The sequence below is a fragment of the Bacillus sp. EB106-07-01-XG149 genome (assembly GCF_058791555.1).
Genome location: NZ_JBYTDP010000003.1, coordinates 562637 through 578534 on the forward strand (window position 1 = coordinate 562637; position 15898 = coordinate 578534).

At 36.5% G+C, this 15898-nt stretch carries 18 protein-coding genes; 17 read left to right on the forward strand and 1 reads right to left on the reverse strand.

Annotated elements, in window-relative coordinates:
- The first annotated feature begins 9 nt into the window (after nt 1–9).
- The 6 genes from qcrC (at nt 10) to AC3WTA_RS15275 (ending at nt 4641) form a co-directional block, all read left to right on the forward strand.
- On the forward strand, nt 10–777 hold the full coding sequence (qcrC, locus tag AC3WTA_RS15250) for a menaquinol-cytochrome c reductase cytochrome b/c subunit (RefSeq protein WP_000554600.1): 768 nt from the start codon (nt 10–12) through the stop codon (nt 775–777).
- 120 nt (nt 778–897) lie between these two features.
- Nucleotides 898–1488 carry a lipoprotein heptaprenylglyceryl N-acetyltransferase LhaT gene (gene lhaT, locus AC3WTA_RS15255; protein WP_000262811.1) on the forward strand — a complete coding sequence of 197 codons (591 nt, stop codon included), beginning with the start codon at nt 898–900 and terminating at the stop codon, nt 1486–1488.
- Nucleotides 1489–1513: 25 nt separating this feature from the next.
- A complete protein-coding gene (lit, locus tag AC3WTA_RS15260) occupies nt 1514–2200 on the forward strand; it encodes a lipoprotein intramolecular transacylase Lit (protein WP_000739737.1) in 687 nt (228 codons plus the stop codon).
- 107 nt (nt 2201–2307) lie between these two features.
- Complete coding sequence (gene ypjB / locus AC3WTA_RS15265) at nt 2308–3096, forward strand: sporulation protein YpjB (protein ID WP_000831598.1); 789 nt, start codon at nt 2308–2310, stop codon at nt 3094–3096.
- A 112-nt stretch (nt 3097–3208) separates the two neighbouring features.
- Nucleotides 3209–3889 carry a zinc metallopeptidase gene (locus AC3WTA_RS15270; protein ID WP_002096760.1) on the forward strand — a complete coding sequence of 227 codons (681 nt, stop codon included), beginning with the start codon at nt 3209–3211 and terminating at the stop codon, nt 3887–3889.
- A 110-nt stretch (nt 3890–3999) separates the two neighbouring features.
- Nucleotides 4000–4641 (forward strand): uracil-DNA glycosylase, encoded by a 642-nt coding sequence (locus AC3WTA_RS15275; protein WP_000876950.1) that lies wholly within the window; start codon nt 4000–4002, stop codon nt 4639–4641.
- Nucleotides 4642–4669: 28 nt separating this feature from the next.
- Here AC3WTA_RS15275 and AC3WTA_RS15280 read toward each other — a convergent pair whose 3' ends face one another.
- Complete coding sequence (locus AC3WTA_RS15280) at nt 4670–5551, reverse strand: YitT family protein (RefSeq protein ID WP_000203309.1); 882 nt, start codon at nt 5549–5551, stop codon at nt 4670–4672.
- A gap of 270 nt (nt 5552–5821) precedes the next feature.
- On the opposite strand from AC3WTA_RS15280, the gene AC3WTA_RS15285 reads away from it, so the two are divergent.
- The 11 genes from AC3WTA_RS15285 to panD all read left to right on the forward strand — a co-directional run bounded on the left by AC3WTA_RS15285 (nt 5822) and on the right by panD (nt 15853).
- The gene (locus AC3WTA_RS15285) at nt 5822–6163 is read left to right on the forward strand and encodes a nucleotide pyrophosphohydrolase (RefSeq protein ID WP_001992677.1); all 342 of its coding nucleotides are present in this window, start codon (nt 5822–5824) and stop codon (nt 6161–6163) included.
- Nucleotides 6164–6171: 8 nt separating this feature from the next.
- Nucleotides 6172–6972, forward strand: coding sequence for a dihydrodipicolinate reductase (gene dapB, locus AC3WTA_RS15290; protein WP_033659192.1), 801 nt, complete (start codon nt 6172–6174; stop codon nt 6970–6972).
- 14 nt (nt 6973–6986) lie between these two features.
- Nucleotides 6987–7382 (forward strand): methylglyoxal synthase, encoded by a 396-nt coding sequence (mgsA, locus tag AC3WTA_RS15295; RefSeq protein WP_000684766.1) that lies wholly within the window; start codon nt 6987–6989, stop codon nt 7380–7382.
- Between the two features lie 11 nt (nt 7383–7393).
- Nucleotides 7394–8098 carry a bacillithiol biosynthesis deacetylase BshB1 gene (gene bshB1, locus AC3WTA_RS15300; RefSeq protein WP_000015679.1) on the forward strand — a complete coding sequence of 235 codons (705 nt, stop codon included), beginning with the start codon at nt 7394–7396 and terminating at the stop codon, nt 8096–8098.
- Nucleotides 8095–9240: an N-acetyl-alpha-D-glucosaminyl L-malate synthase BshA gene (gene bshA / locus AC3WTA_RS15305; protein WP_000768303.1), complete on the forward strand. Its 1146-nt coding sequence runs from the start codon at nt 8095–8097 to the stop codon at nt 9238–9240. Before bshB1 ends, bshA begins: the two co-directional genes overlap by 4 nt.
- Complete coding sequence (locus tag AC3WTA_RS15310; protein ID WP_000410453.1) at nt 9227–10420, forward strand: CCA tRNA nucleotidyltransferase; 1194 nt, start codon at nt 9227–9229, stop codon at nt 10418–10420. The genes bshA and AC3WTA_RS15310 overlap by 14 nt, the downstream gene beginning before the upstream one ends.
- Entirely contained in the window at nt 10405–11385 is a 981-nt protein-coding gene (locus AC3WTA_RS15315; RefSeq protein WP_001192031.1) for a biotin--[acetyl-CoA-carboxylase] ligase, read from the forward strand. Before AC3WTA_RS15310 ends, AC3WTA_RS15315 begins: the two co-directional genes overlap by 16 nt.
- Nucleotides 11386–11686: 301 nt before the next feature.
- The gene (locus AC3WTA_RS15320; RefSeq protein ID WP_000101440.1) at nt 11687–13042 is read left to right on the forward strand and encodes an RNA-guided endonuclease TnpB family protein; all 1356 of its coding nucleotides are present in this window, start codon (nt 11687–11689) and stop codon (nt 13040–13042) included.
- Nucleotides 13043–13772: 730 nt separating this feature from the next.
- Complete coding sequence (gene panB, locus AC3WTA_RS15325; RefSeq protein ID WP_000853116.1) at nt 13773–14609, forward strand: 3-methyl-2-oxobutanoate hydroxymethyltransferase; 837 nt, start codon at nt 13773–13775, stop codon at nt 14607–14609.
- Complete coding sequence (gene panC, locus AC3WTA_RS15330) at nt 14609–15457, forward strand: pantoate--beta-alanine ligase (RefSeq protein WP_000707017.1); 849 nt, start codon at nt 14609–14611, stop codon at nt 15455–15457. The genes panB and panC overlap by 1 nt, the downstream gene beginning before the upstream one ends.
- Before the next feature lie 12 nt (nt 15458–15469).
- Nucleotides 15470–15853 carry an aspartate 1-decarboxylase gene (gene panD / locus AC3WTA_RS15335; protein WP_000490178.1) on the forward strand — a complete coding sequence of 128 codons (384 nt, stop codon included), beginning with the start codon at nt 15470–15472 and terminating at the stop codon, nt 15851–15853.
- Nucleotides 15854–15898: the final 45 nt, after the last annotated feature.

Here is a 15898-nt window from a genome sequence, read left to right on the forward strand (position 1 = left end):
AGGGAGATTATGCATCGCGGCAAAGGGATGAAGTTTGTAGGAGATTCTCGGGTACCAGTAGCTCGGAAACCAAATATTCCAAAAGACTATTCTGAATACCCAGGAAAAACAGAAGCGTTTTGGCCGAACTTCTTGTTAAAAGAATGGATGGTTGGTGCAGTTTTTTTAATCGGTTATTTATGTTTAACAGTGGCGCATCCGTCACCACTTGAGAGAATGGCGGATCCAACTGATGCCGGATATATACCACTTCCAGATTGGTATTTCTTATTCTTGTATCAGTTATTAAAGTATTCTTATGCTTCTGGTTCATTTACTGTAATTGGAGCGTTTATTATGCCAGGGATTGCGTTTGGCGCATTACTGTTAGCTCCATTTCTTGATCGAGGACCAGAAAGACGCCCATTGAAGCGTCCTGTAGCAACTGGATTTATGCTTTTAGCAATTGCATCGATTATCTTTTTAACTTGGGAATCTGTAGCACACCACGACTGGGAAGCTGCAAAAAAACAAGGAGCAATTGTAAAAACAGCACCAGTTGATAAAAATGATGACGGCTATAAATTAATGCAAAAAAATACTTGTTTAACATGTCACGGTGACAATTTACAGGGCGGGGCAGCAGCACCGGCACTGCAAAATTTAACTTTAAAGCCAGAAGAAATTGCTAAAATTGCGAAAGATGGAAAAGGTTCAATGCCTAAAGGCGTATTTAAAGGTACGGATGAGGAATTGAAGAAGCTTTCGGAATTCATTGCTAAGTATAATAAAAAATAATAAAAAGCTGACTACAAATTTTGTAGTCAGCTTTTTATTTTGATGAAAGAAAGTTTACTATATAATAGAGTAGAGTTTGAGGAAAGAATGACTTTGTTTGAAAGGTGTTGGACATACAGCTTGGTTTATTTGTATGCAATGTTAAGACAACGCTCTATATTATTATTTTTATTAGTTATTAACATATTAGGTACAATATACGGATTTATATGGTATGGAAATCAATTAAAAGAAACCTCACCTATATTTTGGCCGTTTGTACCCGATAGCCCGATGGCGAGTCTCTTTTTTGTCTTTGTTTTAATTGCTTTTTTAAGAAAGAGAAATTGGGGATTAATAGAGGCGCTAGCGATTGTTACTTTAATGAAATATGGTATATGGGCTGTTGTTGTAAATGCAATTATGATCTATGTAAAAGGTCCTATTGGTCTTATGGGGTATATGTTAATGCTTTCGCACTTTGCGATGGCAGTACAAGGATTGTTATATGCACCGTTTTACCGTATAAAAAAATGGCATTTTGCGGTAGCGGCTATATGGACATTACATAATGATGCAATTGATTATTTATTTTGGCAAATGCCGAGATATGGAATTATGCATTTGTTTGTAGAAGAAATTGGTTACTTTACGTTTTGGCTAAGCATCATCACACTATGTCTTACATATTATTATTGCTTGCGTGAGAACCGAAAACAGTTTTCTTTATGATAGTTAGAACATTTAGGGGGAGAAAATGAAGAAAAATAAGAGTGGTACAAAAATATTGGATCGATTGATTACTATAGTTGTTTCATATAGCATCGCATTTTCTATATTTGCACTCGCAACAACGGCGGTTGTATACGGAAAATGGCTATATTATTTTGAAATTGATTTTTTAAACATTCCAGATTTAGCGGATATGACGAAGGATGATATTAAAAGAAATTATGATGTGCTTATTACATATTTATCGCCGTTTTATGATGGAGCATTGCAGTTGCCAACATTAGATATGTCTACAAATGGCCGTATTCATTTTGTAGATGTTAAAAATATTTTAGTAAAGATTCAATATGTAATGTATGCGACAGTTATGATTGCAATAATAGGCGGGATTTATTTATTAAAAAAGAAAAATGAAAAGTTTTTACTGCACGGATCAATTTTAACAATTATGTTACCGATCGCGCTCATGTTACCGATCGCTATTAATTTTGAAAAGAGTTTTGTATTATTCCATAAGCTTTTATTCAGTAATGATTATTGGATGTTTGATATTGAAACGGATCCAATTATATTAATGTTACCAGAAGAATTCTTTATGCATGCTGCGTGTGCAATTTTATTATTTATTTTATGCGGCAGCATACTTTGTTACAGCTTGTATAGATATTTCGTAAAAAAGAAAAGGATTTCAAAGGAAAAATTCTCTGTTTAAAGAGAATTTTTTTGTTTGTAAAACGATAATATATTTTTCGGTCTAGTACTGTTCTATTCTTGTCCAAATTAACATATTTTGTACTAGTAGTTATAGGGGGGACCGTGATGAAGAGAACATTAATTGGATTAATAGCATTTCTAATTATAATGTTTCCGTTACGTATATATGCTGAAGAGTGGAGTGAACTAACAGGGTTGTTAGACGACTCATTACAATTAGTGAAGCGTAATGAAGATGAAAAAGCAGTACAAGTATTACAACATTTCTCCGAGCAGTTTGTTATAAAGGGGAATGAAAAGAAGCAAGAAGTAACGCCAGATCAAGTTAGAGTTATTTCTTTAGCTTACGACAAGGCGAAACAATCTCTCTCGGAAACAGATTTAGGTAAACAAGTTAAAATTGATAATGTGTTAGCCCTGCAGCTCGCTGTTGATGCGCAAGTGTCGAAATATCAACCACTTTGGATGGAAAGAGAAAGAAAAGTAATGGGTGCCTTTTCTCAAATGGAAAAAGCGATGAAAAAAGAAGATACGGGACAGTTTCAGCAAACGTTAAACACATTTTTACATGAATTTAATATTATTTATCCAAGTTTAATGATTGCTCTGCCAGAAAACGAAGTGCAGCGTGTAAATGCCCATTTATCTTATTTGGATGAATTTCGTAACGTTATGTTAAATACGAAAGGTGGGCAAATGCAAGTAGGAATCATTAAAGGGGATTTGCAAAAAATATTTCACACAGTAAAAAAAGATGAAATTGCACCCTCTCTCATTTGGTTTATGACAATTACTGGAGGTCTTATTTTATTCACATTAACTTATGTTGGATGGAGAAAGTATAAAGGAGAGAGAGAAAAAAGAAAAAGTAATGTACACTCTAAGAATAGATAATGCAATAAATAAAGATATGGATTGTAAGGTTTATTCATTGACAATGATGTCAGAAGAAAATAGAATGAGAAGTACTATAATTAAAACTTCAACGGAGGTTCAGAGGTTCATGATGTTTTATTTAATTTACTTCGCGATCATAATGATCATACCGTTGTATGCACAGTCAAAAGTACGTAGTGCCTATAGCAAGTATTCACAAGTTTATTCAACTTCAGGTATGACAGGAGCGGAAGTGGCTCGAAAAATTTTAGATGAGAATGGATTATACAACGTAGCTGTAGAAGAAACACCAGGTCATTTATCAGACCATTATGATCCAACTGCCAAAACAGTTCGATTATCAACAGATAACTATTACGGTCATTCAGTTGCTGGTACAGCAGTTGCAGCACACGAAGTAGGACACGCAATTCAAGACGCAAAAGATTATAACTTTATGCGTATTCGTCATTCGTTAGTGCCAGTTGCAAACTTTGGATCAAATATTTCTTGGGTATTTATTATGATTGGTGCCTTTGCATCTATGTCTAATTTGTTGTTATTAGGTATCATTTTAATGGCAGCAGGTGTTGTGTTCCAACTTGTTACATTACCTGTTGAATTTGATGCATCAAAGCGTGCAATGCAACAAATTGAAGCGTTAGGTATCGTATCAACAGATGAATATGGCCAAGCTCGTAAAGTATTAAATGCGGCAGCATTAACATATGTAGCGGCTGCAGCTGTAGCGGTATTTGAATTATTACGTCTCGTATTAATGTATACTGGTATGCAGCGTAGCGACGACTAAAGACTATCAATTTTGATAGTCTTTTTTTATATTGTGGATTGAATTATATAATGTATTGCAAATAGAAATAATAGAAGGAATAGAAGTAATGCGGAAAGGCGGTGGGGGAAGTGAAATATCCAAGTCATATAGTAAAACAAGTGAAAGAACAAAGCGCTTCTTATCAGTTAGAAGGCTTTTTAAGTGGACAAGGTCCTGAAAATCCAAAATTTATGTTGTTAGGAGAAGCGCCTGGTGAAACAGAAATTCATAATGGGATTCCGTTTAGCGGGAGAGCGGGAAAACAATTAATGGGTTTTTTAGAACGGATTCATGTTACAAGGGAAGAAGTATATATTACGAGCGCTGTTCGGAGTAGACCTTATAAGTGGCGAGAGAAAAAAGAACGAAATGGTGAAATCATACAGAAAAAGTATAATAGAACGCCAAATCAAGGAGAAATACTTGCCCATGCCCCTTTGTTAGATTATGAATTAGAGAAAATAAATCCGAATCTTATCGTCACACTTGGAAATATCGGCCTTCAACGTTTAACAGGAAAAAATAAAAAAATAACTGATGTGCACGGACAATTATTAAAACAGCCTATTCAAAAAGTAAAGGATATGCAAAGTGCAGCGTTTACATGGTCAGAGAAAGAATATCATATTTTCCCGACTTTTCATCCTGCTTCCATTTTTTATAATCGGAGTTTATTGGAGCTTATTTATGAGGATTTAGAGAAACTTAAAAAACATGTAATAAAAAACTAGAAAAGCTAGAGAGCTTTTCTAGTTGAGTTTATGTATGTAACGGATTTTTATTTTCATCTAATGTAAAACCTTCACCAACTACATCATGTACATCACTTACTGCAACAAAGGCATGAGGATCTACAGAAGTAATAATATTTTTTAATTTCACGATTTCATTTTTAGCAACAACGCAATATAATACGTTCCGTTCCACTTTTGTATACGATCCAACAGCTTTTAAAAAAGTAGCTCCGCGTTCCATATCAGATAAAATTTTGGCAGCAATTTCATCGTTTTTATCTGAGATAATAGTTGCTCCTTTCGCCGCATAGGCTCCTTCTTGCATAAAATCAATGACCTTAGCACCGATAAAAACAGCAACTAACGTATACATGCCCTCGCGGTATGATAAATATGTAATAATCGAGACGATAATGACGATAGCATCAAACATAAACATCGTTTTCCCCATACTCCAGCCAACATATTTATGAGCGAGTCTCGCGATAATATCTACACCGCCAGTAGTCCCGCCATATTTAAATATTATTCCAAGACCGATACCAATAAATGCCCCGGCGAATAAAGCCGCGAGTGTCATATCATTTTGTAAATTTAAATGTAAGTTCAGAACATCGTAACGCTGAAAAATCCATAGAAATAAAGATACGCTAAAGGTGCCGATTAGTGTATATAAAAATGTCGTTCTTCCAAGTAACTTCCAACCAATAATAAATATAGGGATATTTAAAATTAAGTTTGAGTAAGAAGGGTCAAACTTAAATAGAAAATACAATAATAGTGTAATACCGGTAAATCCACCTTCCGCAAGGTGATTTTCAATATTGATATTCACAATACCGAAAGAAAAAATAGCGGAACCGATTAAAATGAAAATGATATTTCGAATCTTCAAATTTGATGTCATATAGAAATCCCCCTAATTATGTAGATTGCATTGCTCCGCTGAAACGGTAAAACATAATGATAAGTAATTTCTAGTTGTTAGTAAAAATAGTGAAGGCTACAAAAATCTGATTGGTTCAACTAATCTTTTGCGAAAAGCATGCAAAAGAAGTTTCACTTTATTATAGTCTATCCAAAAAAGGGTCGCAAATAGGTGTTTGGCGGGGAATAATATTTGTCAAATCGCGATGAATTGGCTAACATGAAAGAGGAAGGATTAGAGGTGAATTGTATGGAAGCAAAAACGATGAAGGATATGCAGAAAGAAGTAGATGCATATATTGGTCAGTTTAAAGAAGGTTATTTCAGTCCACTTGCAATGATGGCTCGTTTAACGGAAGAAATGGGGGAGCTTGCAAGAGAGGTTAATCATTATTATGGTGAGAAACCGAAGAAAACAACTGAAACAGAACGTAGTATTGAAGAAGAGCTTGGAGATGTATTATTTGTTATGATTTGTATGGCAAATAGTTTAAATATTGATTTAGAAACAGCACATAACATTGTAATGAATAAATTTAATACTCGCGATAAAGATCGCTGGACACGTATTGATGAGGGAGAGAAAGAATAATGAAAGAAATTAAAGTAATTAAAGTAATTATCGCTGGACCAAGAGGGCGTATGGGACATGAAGCAGTCCTTCTTATGGAAAGAACGGAACATTTTAATTTAGTAGCAGCAGTGGATTATAAGCATGGTGGAGAGAAAATCTCTGATTTACCGGGCATGCCAGCGTTACAAGCGCCAATTTACGCAGATTTACATACTTGTTTAGAGGAAGTAGAAGCAGATGTGTTGTTAGATTTAACAACGCCAGAAGTTGGGAAACAACACGTTACACTAGCAGTTGAGCGTGGACTTCGTTCTGTGATTGGTACAACTGGATTTACAGAAGAAGAACTAAAGCAATTAACAGAGAATGCGAAAGAAAAAGCAGTAGGAACAATTATCGCTCCAAACTTTGCAATTGGTGCAGTTCTTATGATGAAATTCTCACAAATGGCAGCGAAGTACTTCCAAGATGTTGAAGTAATTGAATTGCATCATGATCAAAAATTAGATGCACCATCTGGTACAGCTGTAAAAACAGTAGAATTAATTCGTCAAAACCGTGAATCAAAGCAGCAAGGTCACCCAAATGAAGTAGAGCAACTAGAAGGTGCTCGTGGTGCAAATGTAGACGGCATTCACATTCATAGTGTACGTTTACCAGGACTTATTGCACACCAAGAAGTAATGTTTGGTGGAGATGGACAAATGTTAACGGTTCGCCATGATTCATTCAATCGTGCATCCTTTATGTCAGGTGTAAAATTATCAATTGATACAGTAATGAATTTAGATCATCTTGTGTACGGATTAGAAAACATTATCGACTAAAGGGGAGACAACGGATGAAAATTGCCTTAATCGCACATGACAAAAAGAAAAATGACATGGTTTCGTTTGCATACGCATATAAACCAATTTTTGAACAACATGAATTGTTTGCAACAGGGACGACAGGACTTCGTATTATGGAGGCAACTGGTTTAGTTGTAACAAGATATCAATCGGGTCCTCTTGGTGGTGATCAAGAAATTGGTGCCATGATTGCGAAAAATGATATGGATATGGTGATTTTTTTCCGGGATCCACTAACTGCTCAGCCGCATGAACCAGATGTAAATGCATTGCTTCGTCTATGTGATGTATATGCGATTCCACTTGCAACGAATATGGCAAGTGCTGAAATGTTAATGCACGCATTAGAGCGAGGAGATTTAGATTACCGTAAGTTTAGAAAATGAGGGGAACAATTATGAGTGGATTACATATAGTAGCGTTTGGTGCTCATGCCGATGATGTTGAAATCGGCATGGCAGGTACCATTGCTAAATATACGAAGCAAGGGTATGAAGTAGGTATTTGTGATTTAACTGAAGCTGATCTTTCTTCTAATGGAACAATAGAATTGAGAAAAGAAGAAGCAAAGGCGGCAGCTCGTATAATGGGAGTAAAAACGAGACTGAATTTAGCGATGCCAGACCGTGGTTTGTATATGAAAGAAGAGTATATACGTGAAATTGTAAAGGTGATTCGTACATATAAACCAAAACTAGTTTTTGCGCCGTATTATGAAGATCGTCATCCAGATCATGCGAATTGTGCAAAACTTGTGGAAGAAGCTATTTTTTCAGCGGGAATTCGTAAATATATGCCAGAGCTTCCACCACATCGTGTGGAGTCTTTTTATTATTATATGATTAATGGTTTTCATAAACCGAATTTTTGTATAGATATAAGTGAGTACCTTTCTATAAAAGTGGAAGCATTAGAAGCATATGAAAGTCAGTTTTCAACAAGTAGTGATGGTGTGAAAACGCCGTTAACAGAAGGTTATGTTGAAACTGTGGTCGCTCGAGAGAAAATGTTTGGAAAAGAAGTTGGAGTCTTATATGCCGAGGGATTTATGAGTAAGAAACCGGTTTTATTACATGCTGATTTAATAGGGGGATGTAAATGAAATTAAAAATAGGTATTACATGTTATCCTTCTGTAGGTGGTTCTGGAGTTGTTGGAACAGAATTAGGAAAGCAATTAGCGGAACGCGGGCATGAAATTCATTTTATTACATCGGGTTTACCATTCCGGTTAAATAAAGTATATCCAAACATTTATTTTCATGAAGTGACGGTAAATCAATACTCTGTATTTCAATATCCACCATACGATTTAGCGTTAGCGAGTAAAATGGCAGAAGTTGCACAAAGAGAAAACCTAGATATTTTACATGTGCATTACGCAATACCACATGCAATTTGTGCTTATTTAGCAAAACAAATGATTGGAGAGCGTATTAAAATTGTTACAACCTTGCATGGAACAGATATTACTGTGTTAGGTTCCGACCCTTCGCTAAATAATTTAATTCGTTTTGGTATTGAGCAATCTGATGTTGTGACGGCTGTCTCGCATTCATTAATTAACGAAACGCATGAGCTTGTAAAACCAAATAAAAACATTCAAACGGTATATAACTTTATAGACGAACGTGTATATTTCAAGCGTGATATGTCTCAATTAAAGAAAGAATACGGTATAAGTGAGAGTGAAAAGATACTAATTCACATTTCAAATTTCCGTAAAGTGAAACGTGTTCAAGATGTTGTTCAGGCATTTGCTAAAATTGTTACAGAAGTAGATGCGAAGTTGCTTCTTGTTGGAGATGGACCAGAATTTTGCACGATTTTACAGATAGTGAAAAATCTACATATTGAAGATCGCGTCTTATTCTTAGGGAAGCAAGATAATGTTGCAGAGCTACTTGCGATGAGTGATTTAATGTTGCTTCTTTCAGAGAAGGAGAGTTTTGGTCTTGTTTTATTAGAAGCGATGGCGTGTGGTGTACCTTGTATCGGAACAAGGGTTGGAGGTATTCCAGAAGTCATTCAACATGGTGAAACAGGATATTTATGTGAAGTTGGCAATCCAACAGGAGTGGCAAATCAAGCCATTCAGCTATTAAAGGATGAAGAACTTCACCGTAATATGGGAGAGCGAGCAAGAGAAAGTGTTTACGAGCAGTTCCGCTCTGAAAAAATCGTCTCACAATATGAAACGATTTACTACGATGTACTAAGGGATGACAAAAATGGAAAAATTTAAAAAAGCTAGTTCTATTATTGAGACTTTAAAGCAACAAGGACATGAGGCTTACTTTGTCGGTGGAAGCGTACGAGATCTTATTATCGATAGGCCAATTGGTGATATTGATATTGCGACATCTGCTTTACCAGAAGAAGTGATGGCTATATTTCCAAGACATGTTCCTGTTGGTCTTGAGCATGGAACTGTAATTGTGGTAGAAAATGGTGAACCTTATGAGGTAACCACTTTTCGAACAGAGAGCGAATATGAAGATTTTCGAAGACCTAGTAGTGTTCAATTCGTTCGTTCATTAGAAGAGGATTTAAAACGTCGTGATTTCACAATGAATGCAATTGCGATGACAGAAGAAGGCAAGATGGTTGATTTATTTGCTGGACAGCAAGCGATTCAAAAGAGAGAAATTGTGACGGTTGGAAATGCTGCGGATCGTTTTCAAGAAGACGCCCTGCGAATGATGCGTGGTATTCGTTTCGTAAGTACGTTAGGTTTTTCTTTAGAAATGAAAACGAAACAAGCAATTGAAACATATGGACATTTGCTAGAACATATTGCAATTGAGCGAATTACAGTGGAGTTTGAGAAACTGTTAACTGGTACATATTGTGTGAAGGGCTTGCAAGAATTAGTAGAAACGAAGCTATTTTCTCATCTTCCATATTTACAAATGTCAGAAGAGAGATTATTAAAAGCTACGCAGTATAACTGGGATTCTTTTGAAACGGACATTGAGGCATGGGCATTCTTCTTATATTGTATTGGGGAAGAGCATCCATCTGTCTTTTTACGTCAATGGAAGTTTTCGAATAAAAAAATAAAAGATATCGTCGCAGTTTTATTAACACTCCGTACGAGAAAGGAGAAGGATTGGGATACAGTCCTTCTTTATAAAACGGGAATTCATATCGCTGAAATGGCAGAAAGAGTATATGAAGCGATAATTGAAAGCTATGATAATACATCTGTTAAACGGGTACAAACGTTGTTTGAAGCATTGCCAATAAAGAGTCGCCAAGAAATGAATGTGACTGGGAATGATTTATTAAAATGGGCAAATAAAAAGCCCGGTCCGTGGGTTGCTGAAATGATTCAAAAAATTGAAGAAGCAATCGTACAAGGAAACGTAGGTAATGAGAAAGAGTGTATAAGGGAGTGGCTGCAAGAATGCAATCTACTATAAGAAAGCAGTTATTGCAAGTTTTTTCAGAAGCGGATGGCGCGTTTGTATCTGGCCAAACGATTAGTGATAAACTTGGTTGTTCAAGAACCGCTGTGTGGAAACATATGGAGGACCTTCGGAATGAGGGATATGAACTTGAAGCTGTGCGTCGACTAGGTTATCGCATTGCGGGTAAGCCAGACAAAGTAACTGCTAATGAAATTCAGTTAGGGTTACAAACGAAACATATTGGTAGAACGGTATATTTTGAAGAAACTGTTGAATCCACGCAGCATATTGCAGCAAAACTTGCTTATGAAGGCGCAGAAGAAGGAACGATTGTTGTGGCAGAAGAACAAACGTCGGGTAGAGGTCGTTTAAGCAGGAAATGGTATTCACCAAAAGGAACAGGCATTTGGATGAGTATTATTTTACGTCCATCAATCCCGGTTCATCATGCACCACAACTTACTTTATTAGCGGCTGTTAGCGTTGCACAAGCAATTGAAAAGTGCACGGGTGTAAACGTAGGAATAAAATGGCCGAATGATATTTTAATTCAAGGTAAAAAGGCTGTAGGTATATTAACAGAAATGCAGGCAGATCCTGATAAAATTAATGCTGTCATTATGGGCATTGGTATTAATGCGAATCAAAAGCAAGAACATTTTGATGAGGAAATTCAACACATTGCTACTTCTTTAGCGATTGAATCCGGTGAGCCAATTGTTCGTGCAGAGCTTATGCAACAAATCTTTTTACAACTAGAAAAATTATATGAAGAGTATTTACAAAATGGTTTCTCTGTCATTAAAATTCTTTGGGAAAGTTATGCTGTGAGCATCGGGAAAGAAATTACCGCTCGAACGATGAGAGAGACAATTACAGGCGTAGCAAAAGGAATTACAGAGGATGGTGTATTGCTTCTGAAGGACCATGAAGGGAAAGTACATCACATTCATTCTGCGGATATCGAAATTAAGTAAAAGAAGTTCCTTTTTGGAACTTCTTTTTATCCCTTTCGGCAAGAAGGTAGGCTGAACTCTTTTGTTTCGTTCATAAAAATTTTTTGAGGGCGAATATTTGTTTTTTGTCTTACGATATAATCTGTCGTAGGTAAGGAAGGAATATATCGTAAGACAACGAAATTGGATAATAATCGTTTAATTACTTGAGCCAAAAGGAATTACAATGAAGAACATGTTCACATTTTGTTCTATTTCGTTCCAAATATTGATTTGGAACGAAATAATTTTAATGAACTCTCTAAGAAAGGTGGTGAAATCAATGGCTAGAAAGAAAGCAGTGAAAGTATTACGTAAACAAAAGAAAAGAGAAAACATGCAACGGTTCACTCAGAAACAGAATATCGGACGAGCTTGCCTTACGGCTAAAGAATTCCGCTTACTGCAACGCATGTCACATAGTTCAAAAGCATTGCGAAATGTTGGACTGTACACGATTAAAAAAAGTTATTTGAACCATAATAAAATAGCTACTGTAAAAGAAGTGGATACTGCTATGCAAGCCGATATGAACTACTGGGGCATTCAATCAAACTCTGTTCAAGCGATTCGTAGAGCCTTATTTACAGAAGTGAAGAGCTTTTTTAAAGCATGGGAACAGTGGAAGAAAAAACCTGAAACATTCACAGGCCGTCCTAAGTTTCCGAATTATTCTCGTTCAACTGACAAACGAATTATTGAAATCTATCAAGTTCCAAAAGTGGATGATAACGGGTATTGGATGATTCCGATGAATGTTGCATTCAGAAAAAAATTTGGTTCTATTAAAATACGTATGCCTAAAAATTTAAGAAATAAAAAAATCTCCTACATTGAGATTGTACCGAAGCAAAAAGGTCGGTTCTTTGAGGTGCATTACACATATGAGATGCACGTTTCTCAAATGAAGAAACCATCCACGACTACGAGTAACGCTTTGAGTTGCGATTTAGGTGTAGATAGATTATTAAGTTGCGTAACAAATACAGGTGATGCATTTTTAATTGATGGAAAAAAGCTAAAATCCATTAACCAGTACTTCAACAAAATGATACGTAATCTCCAACAGAAAAATGTGAAAAATGGACTTTCCAAACGTGTTGTAACGAACAAAATGGCTGCACTTTGGCATAAAAGGGAAAGACAAATAAATGGTTACATTTCACAAACTGTAGGCTTGTTGTTCAAAAAAGTGAAAGCATGTAACATAGATACAGTTGTCGTAGGGTATAACGCTGGTTGGAAACAAAAATCTGATATGGGAAAAAAGAATAATCAAACATTTGTTCAAATCCCATTTCATAAACTGCTTGCAGCAATTGAGAATAAGTGTGTAAAAGAAGGTATACGATTTTTAAAACAAGAAGAAAGTTATACTTCAAAAGCCAGTTTCCTAGACAAAGATAGGATTCCTGTTTGGTCTAAGGATGATAGAACTCATTATTGTTTTAGTGGTAAACGGATCACTCGTGGTCTGTATCGAAGTAAATCAGGACAATGTATTCACGCTGATATTAATGGTGCATTGAATACATTGCAAAAATCAAGAGTTATAGAATTGGATGACAATCTCAAAATGAAAACGCCGATTCTATTAGAAGTGCAAAAACGTAAGGCTGTTGCTTCGTGCATAGCTTAGTGGGTGCGTCAACCATCCATGTGTACTCGACTTGTCGGGGCTTGTAGCACACGCCGGATTCATCTGAGTGGTGGCTTCTTCCATAAGGAAGAATTGCTCTTTTTCGAAAGGGTGGTGCAAGTGGGGAAATGATTGTTTGTTTCTAGTACCAACCAAAAACATACTTGGGGTGTTACCGTAAGGCGGCATGAATTCTAGAGCGTCAACTGTCTAGCTATAGATGAAAAGACCTAGCGTTCTAACTCAAGCCCCCACTGAAACGTTTCATCTCAGTGGGGGGAGTTGACTTGACTATTACTTTGCCTTCCATGCCTTTAAGAAGGTGGTACCGACATATTAATTCATATGTACGAGTAACCTGCATCATTAGTTTACGAGTTATACAATGCATGTAAACAAAGCTATTTATCCTTTCTATGGGTGCGTTAGTTATGGAAATTTCACATACCGTAATGAGGATAAAAAAATATTTTTTCAAAAAAATATAGTAATTCCTTTTTGGAGTTTGCTATAATTAGTTCGAATGTGGGCAGTATCAGAGCGAACTGCACCATGATTCGAAGCAATACGAAAAATAATAACTTGGATTCTGCCTTGATCCAATAACGGACTGGGACAGAGGGATGAATAATGCCGACTAACACACAACCCTTCTGCCCTTTTATGGCCAGAGGGGTTTTTTATATGATTTCGGCCATCTCCTCTCTCCTGTATAAAGGAGGAGTAGTTTTTGAAAACAAAAACAGATTTTTTGAAGATGAAAGAGCAAGGTGAGCCGATTACGATGCTAACGGCGTATGATTATCCATCTGCTAAGTTAGCAGAAGAAGCTGAAGTTGATATGATTCTAGTTGGAGATTCCCTTGGGATGGTTGTGCTCGGCTACGATTCAACAGTACCTGTAACAGTAGAGGATATGATTCATCATACGAAAGCTGTACGCCGAGGAGCGAAAGAGACGTTTATTGTAACTGATATGCCATTTATGTCGTATCATGTGTCGCCTCAAGATACGATGGTGAATGCACGCCGCATTGTTCAAGAGAGTGGTGCTCATGCACTGAAGGTAGAAGGTGCAGGGGAAGTGGTCTCAACTATTCATTACTTGACGAATGCGGGAATTCCTGTCGTGGCACACTTAGGCTTAACTCCTCAATCTGTAGGAGTACTAGGTGGGTATAAAGTACAAGGAAAAGATGCTGAAAGTGCAAAAAAATTAATAGAAGATGCGAAGAGATGTGAGGAAGCTGGTGCGATAGCGCTTGTGTTAGAATGTGTGCCAATGCAGTTAGCGGAATTAATTTCGAAGCAACTAACAATTCCGACGATTGGAATTGGAGCAGGGAAAAAAGTAGATGGGCAAGTACTTGTCTATCATGATCTTATCTCATACGGCGTAAATCGTGTTCCGAAATTTGTGAAGCAATATACGTCTGTTCAAGAGGAGATTGTGCGAGGGATTTCACAATACGTTACTGAAGTAAAGACAGGACAATTTCCAGAAGAAAAACATTCGTTCACAATGAAAGAGGAAGAATGCTTAGCGTTATACGGAGGAAAACAATAATGAAAATCGTAACTACAGTGCAAGAGATGCAGCAAATTACAAACGAACTTCGTATAAGTGGAAAAAGTATTGGTTTTGTTCCAACGATGGGGTATTTACATGAAGGTCATGCGACTTTATTACGTAAGGCAAGAGAAGAAAATGAAATTGTGGTTTTAAGCGTGTTTGTCAATCCGCTACAGTTTGGGCCGAATGAAGATTTAGATCGATACCCTCGTGATATTGATAGAGATGAAAATGTAGCAAAAGAAAACGGTGTAGATTATTTATTTTATCCGAGCGTAGAAGAAATGTATCCAGCAGAACAAACGACAACAGTAGCAGTTGTGAAGCGTACCGATGTATTATGTGGCAAACAAAGACCTGGTCATTTCGCTGGAGTTGCGACTGTACTAATGAAACTATTTAATATTACATTGCCAACGCGTGCTTATTTTGGTATGAAAGATGCACAGCAAGTTGCTGTCATTGAAGGATTTGTCGCTGATTTTAATATTCCGGTTACGATCGTACCAGTGGATATTGTAAGGGAAGTAGATGGATTAGCGAAAAGTTCTCGTAACGTGTATTTATCACAAGAAGAGCGTGAAGAGGCTCCTCATTTATACCGCAGTCTATGTAAAGCGAAAGAAAGAATTGAAGCAGGCGAACGTAATGCAGAAATCATTACAACTCTTGTGAAAGAGTATATTGAGACGTATACGAAAGGCACTGTAGATTATGCTGATTTATATGCCTATCCTTCACTACAAGTAATAGATAAAATTGAAGGACGAATGATTTTAGCAATTGCAGTTAAATTTGAGAATGTACGATTAATTGACAATATAACATTAACGGTTAAATAAGGGGGAGCATCTATGTTTCGCACAATGATGAGAGCGAAGTTACATCGCGCTACGGTAACAGAAGCAAATTTAAATTATGTAGGTAGTATTACAATTGATGAAGATTTAATGGATGCAGTAAATATTGTAGAAAATGAAAAAGTACAAATTGTAAATAACAATAATGGTGCGCGCTTAGAGACATATGTTATTAAAGGAGAACGCGGTAGCGGTGTTGTTTGTTTAAATGGTGCAGCTGCAAGGCTTGTACAGCCAGGGGATAAAGTTATTATTATTTGCTACGGTTTAGTGGCAGAAGAAAATATTCATAACCAAGAGCCGAAAATTGCAGTATTAGACGATGATAATCAAATTATCCAAATGTTAGGCGCTGAAAAAGCGGGTACGATATTATAAGTAAGAAGGCTATCTCTATTACGGAGATAGCTTTTTTGTGCATCT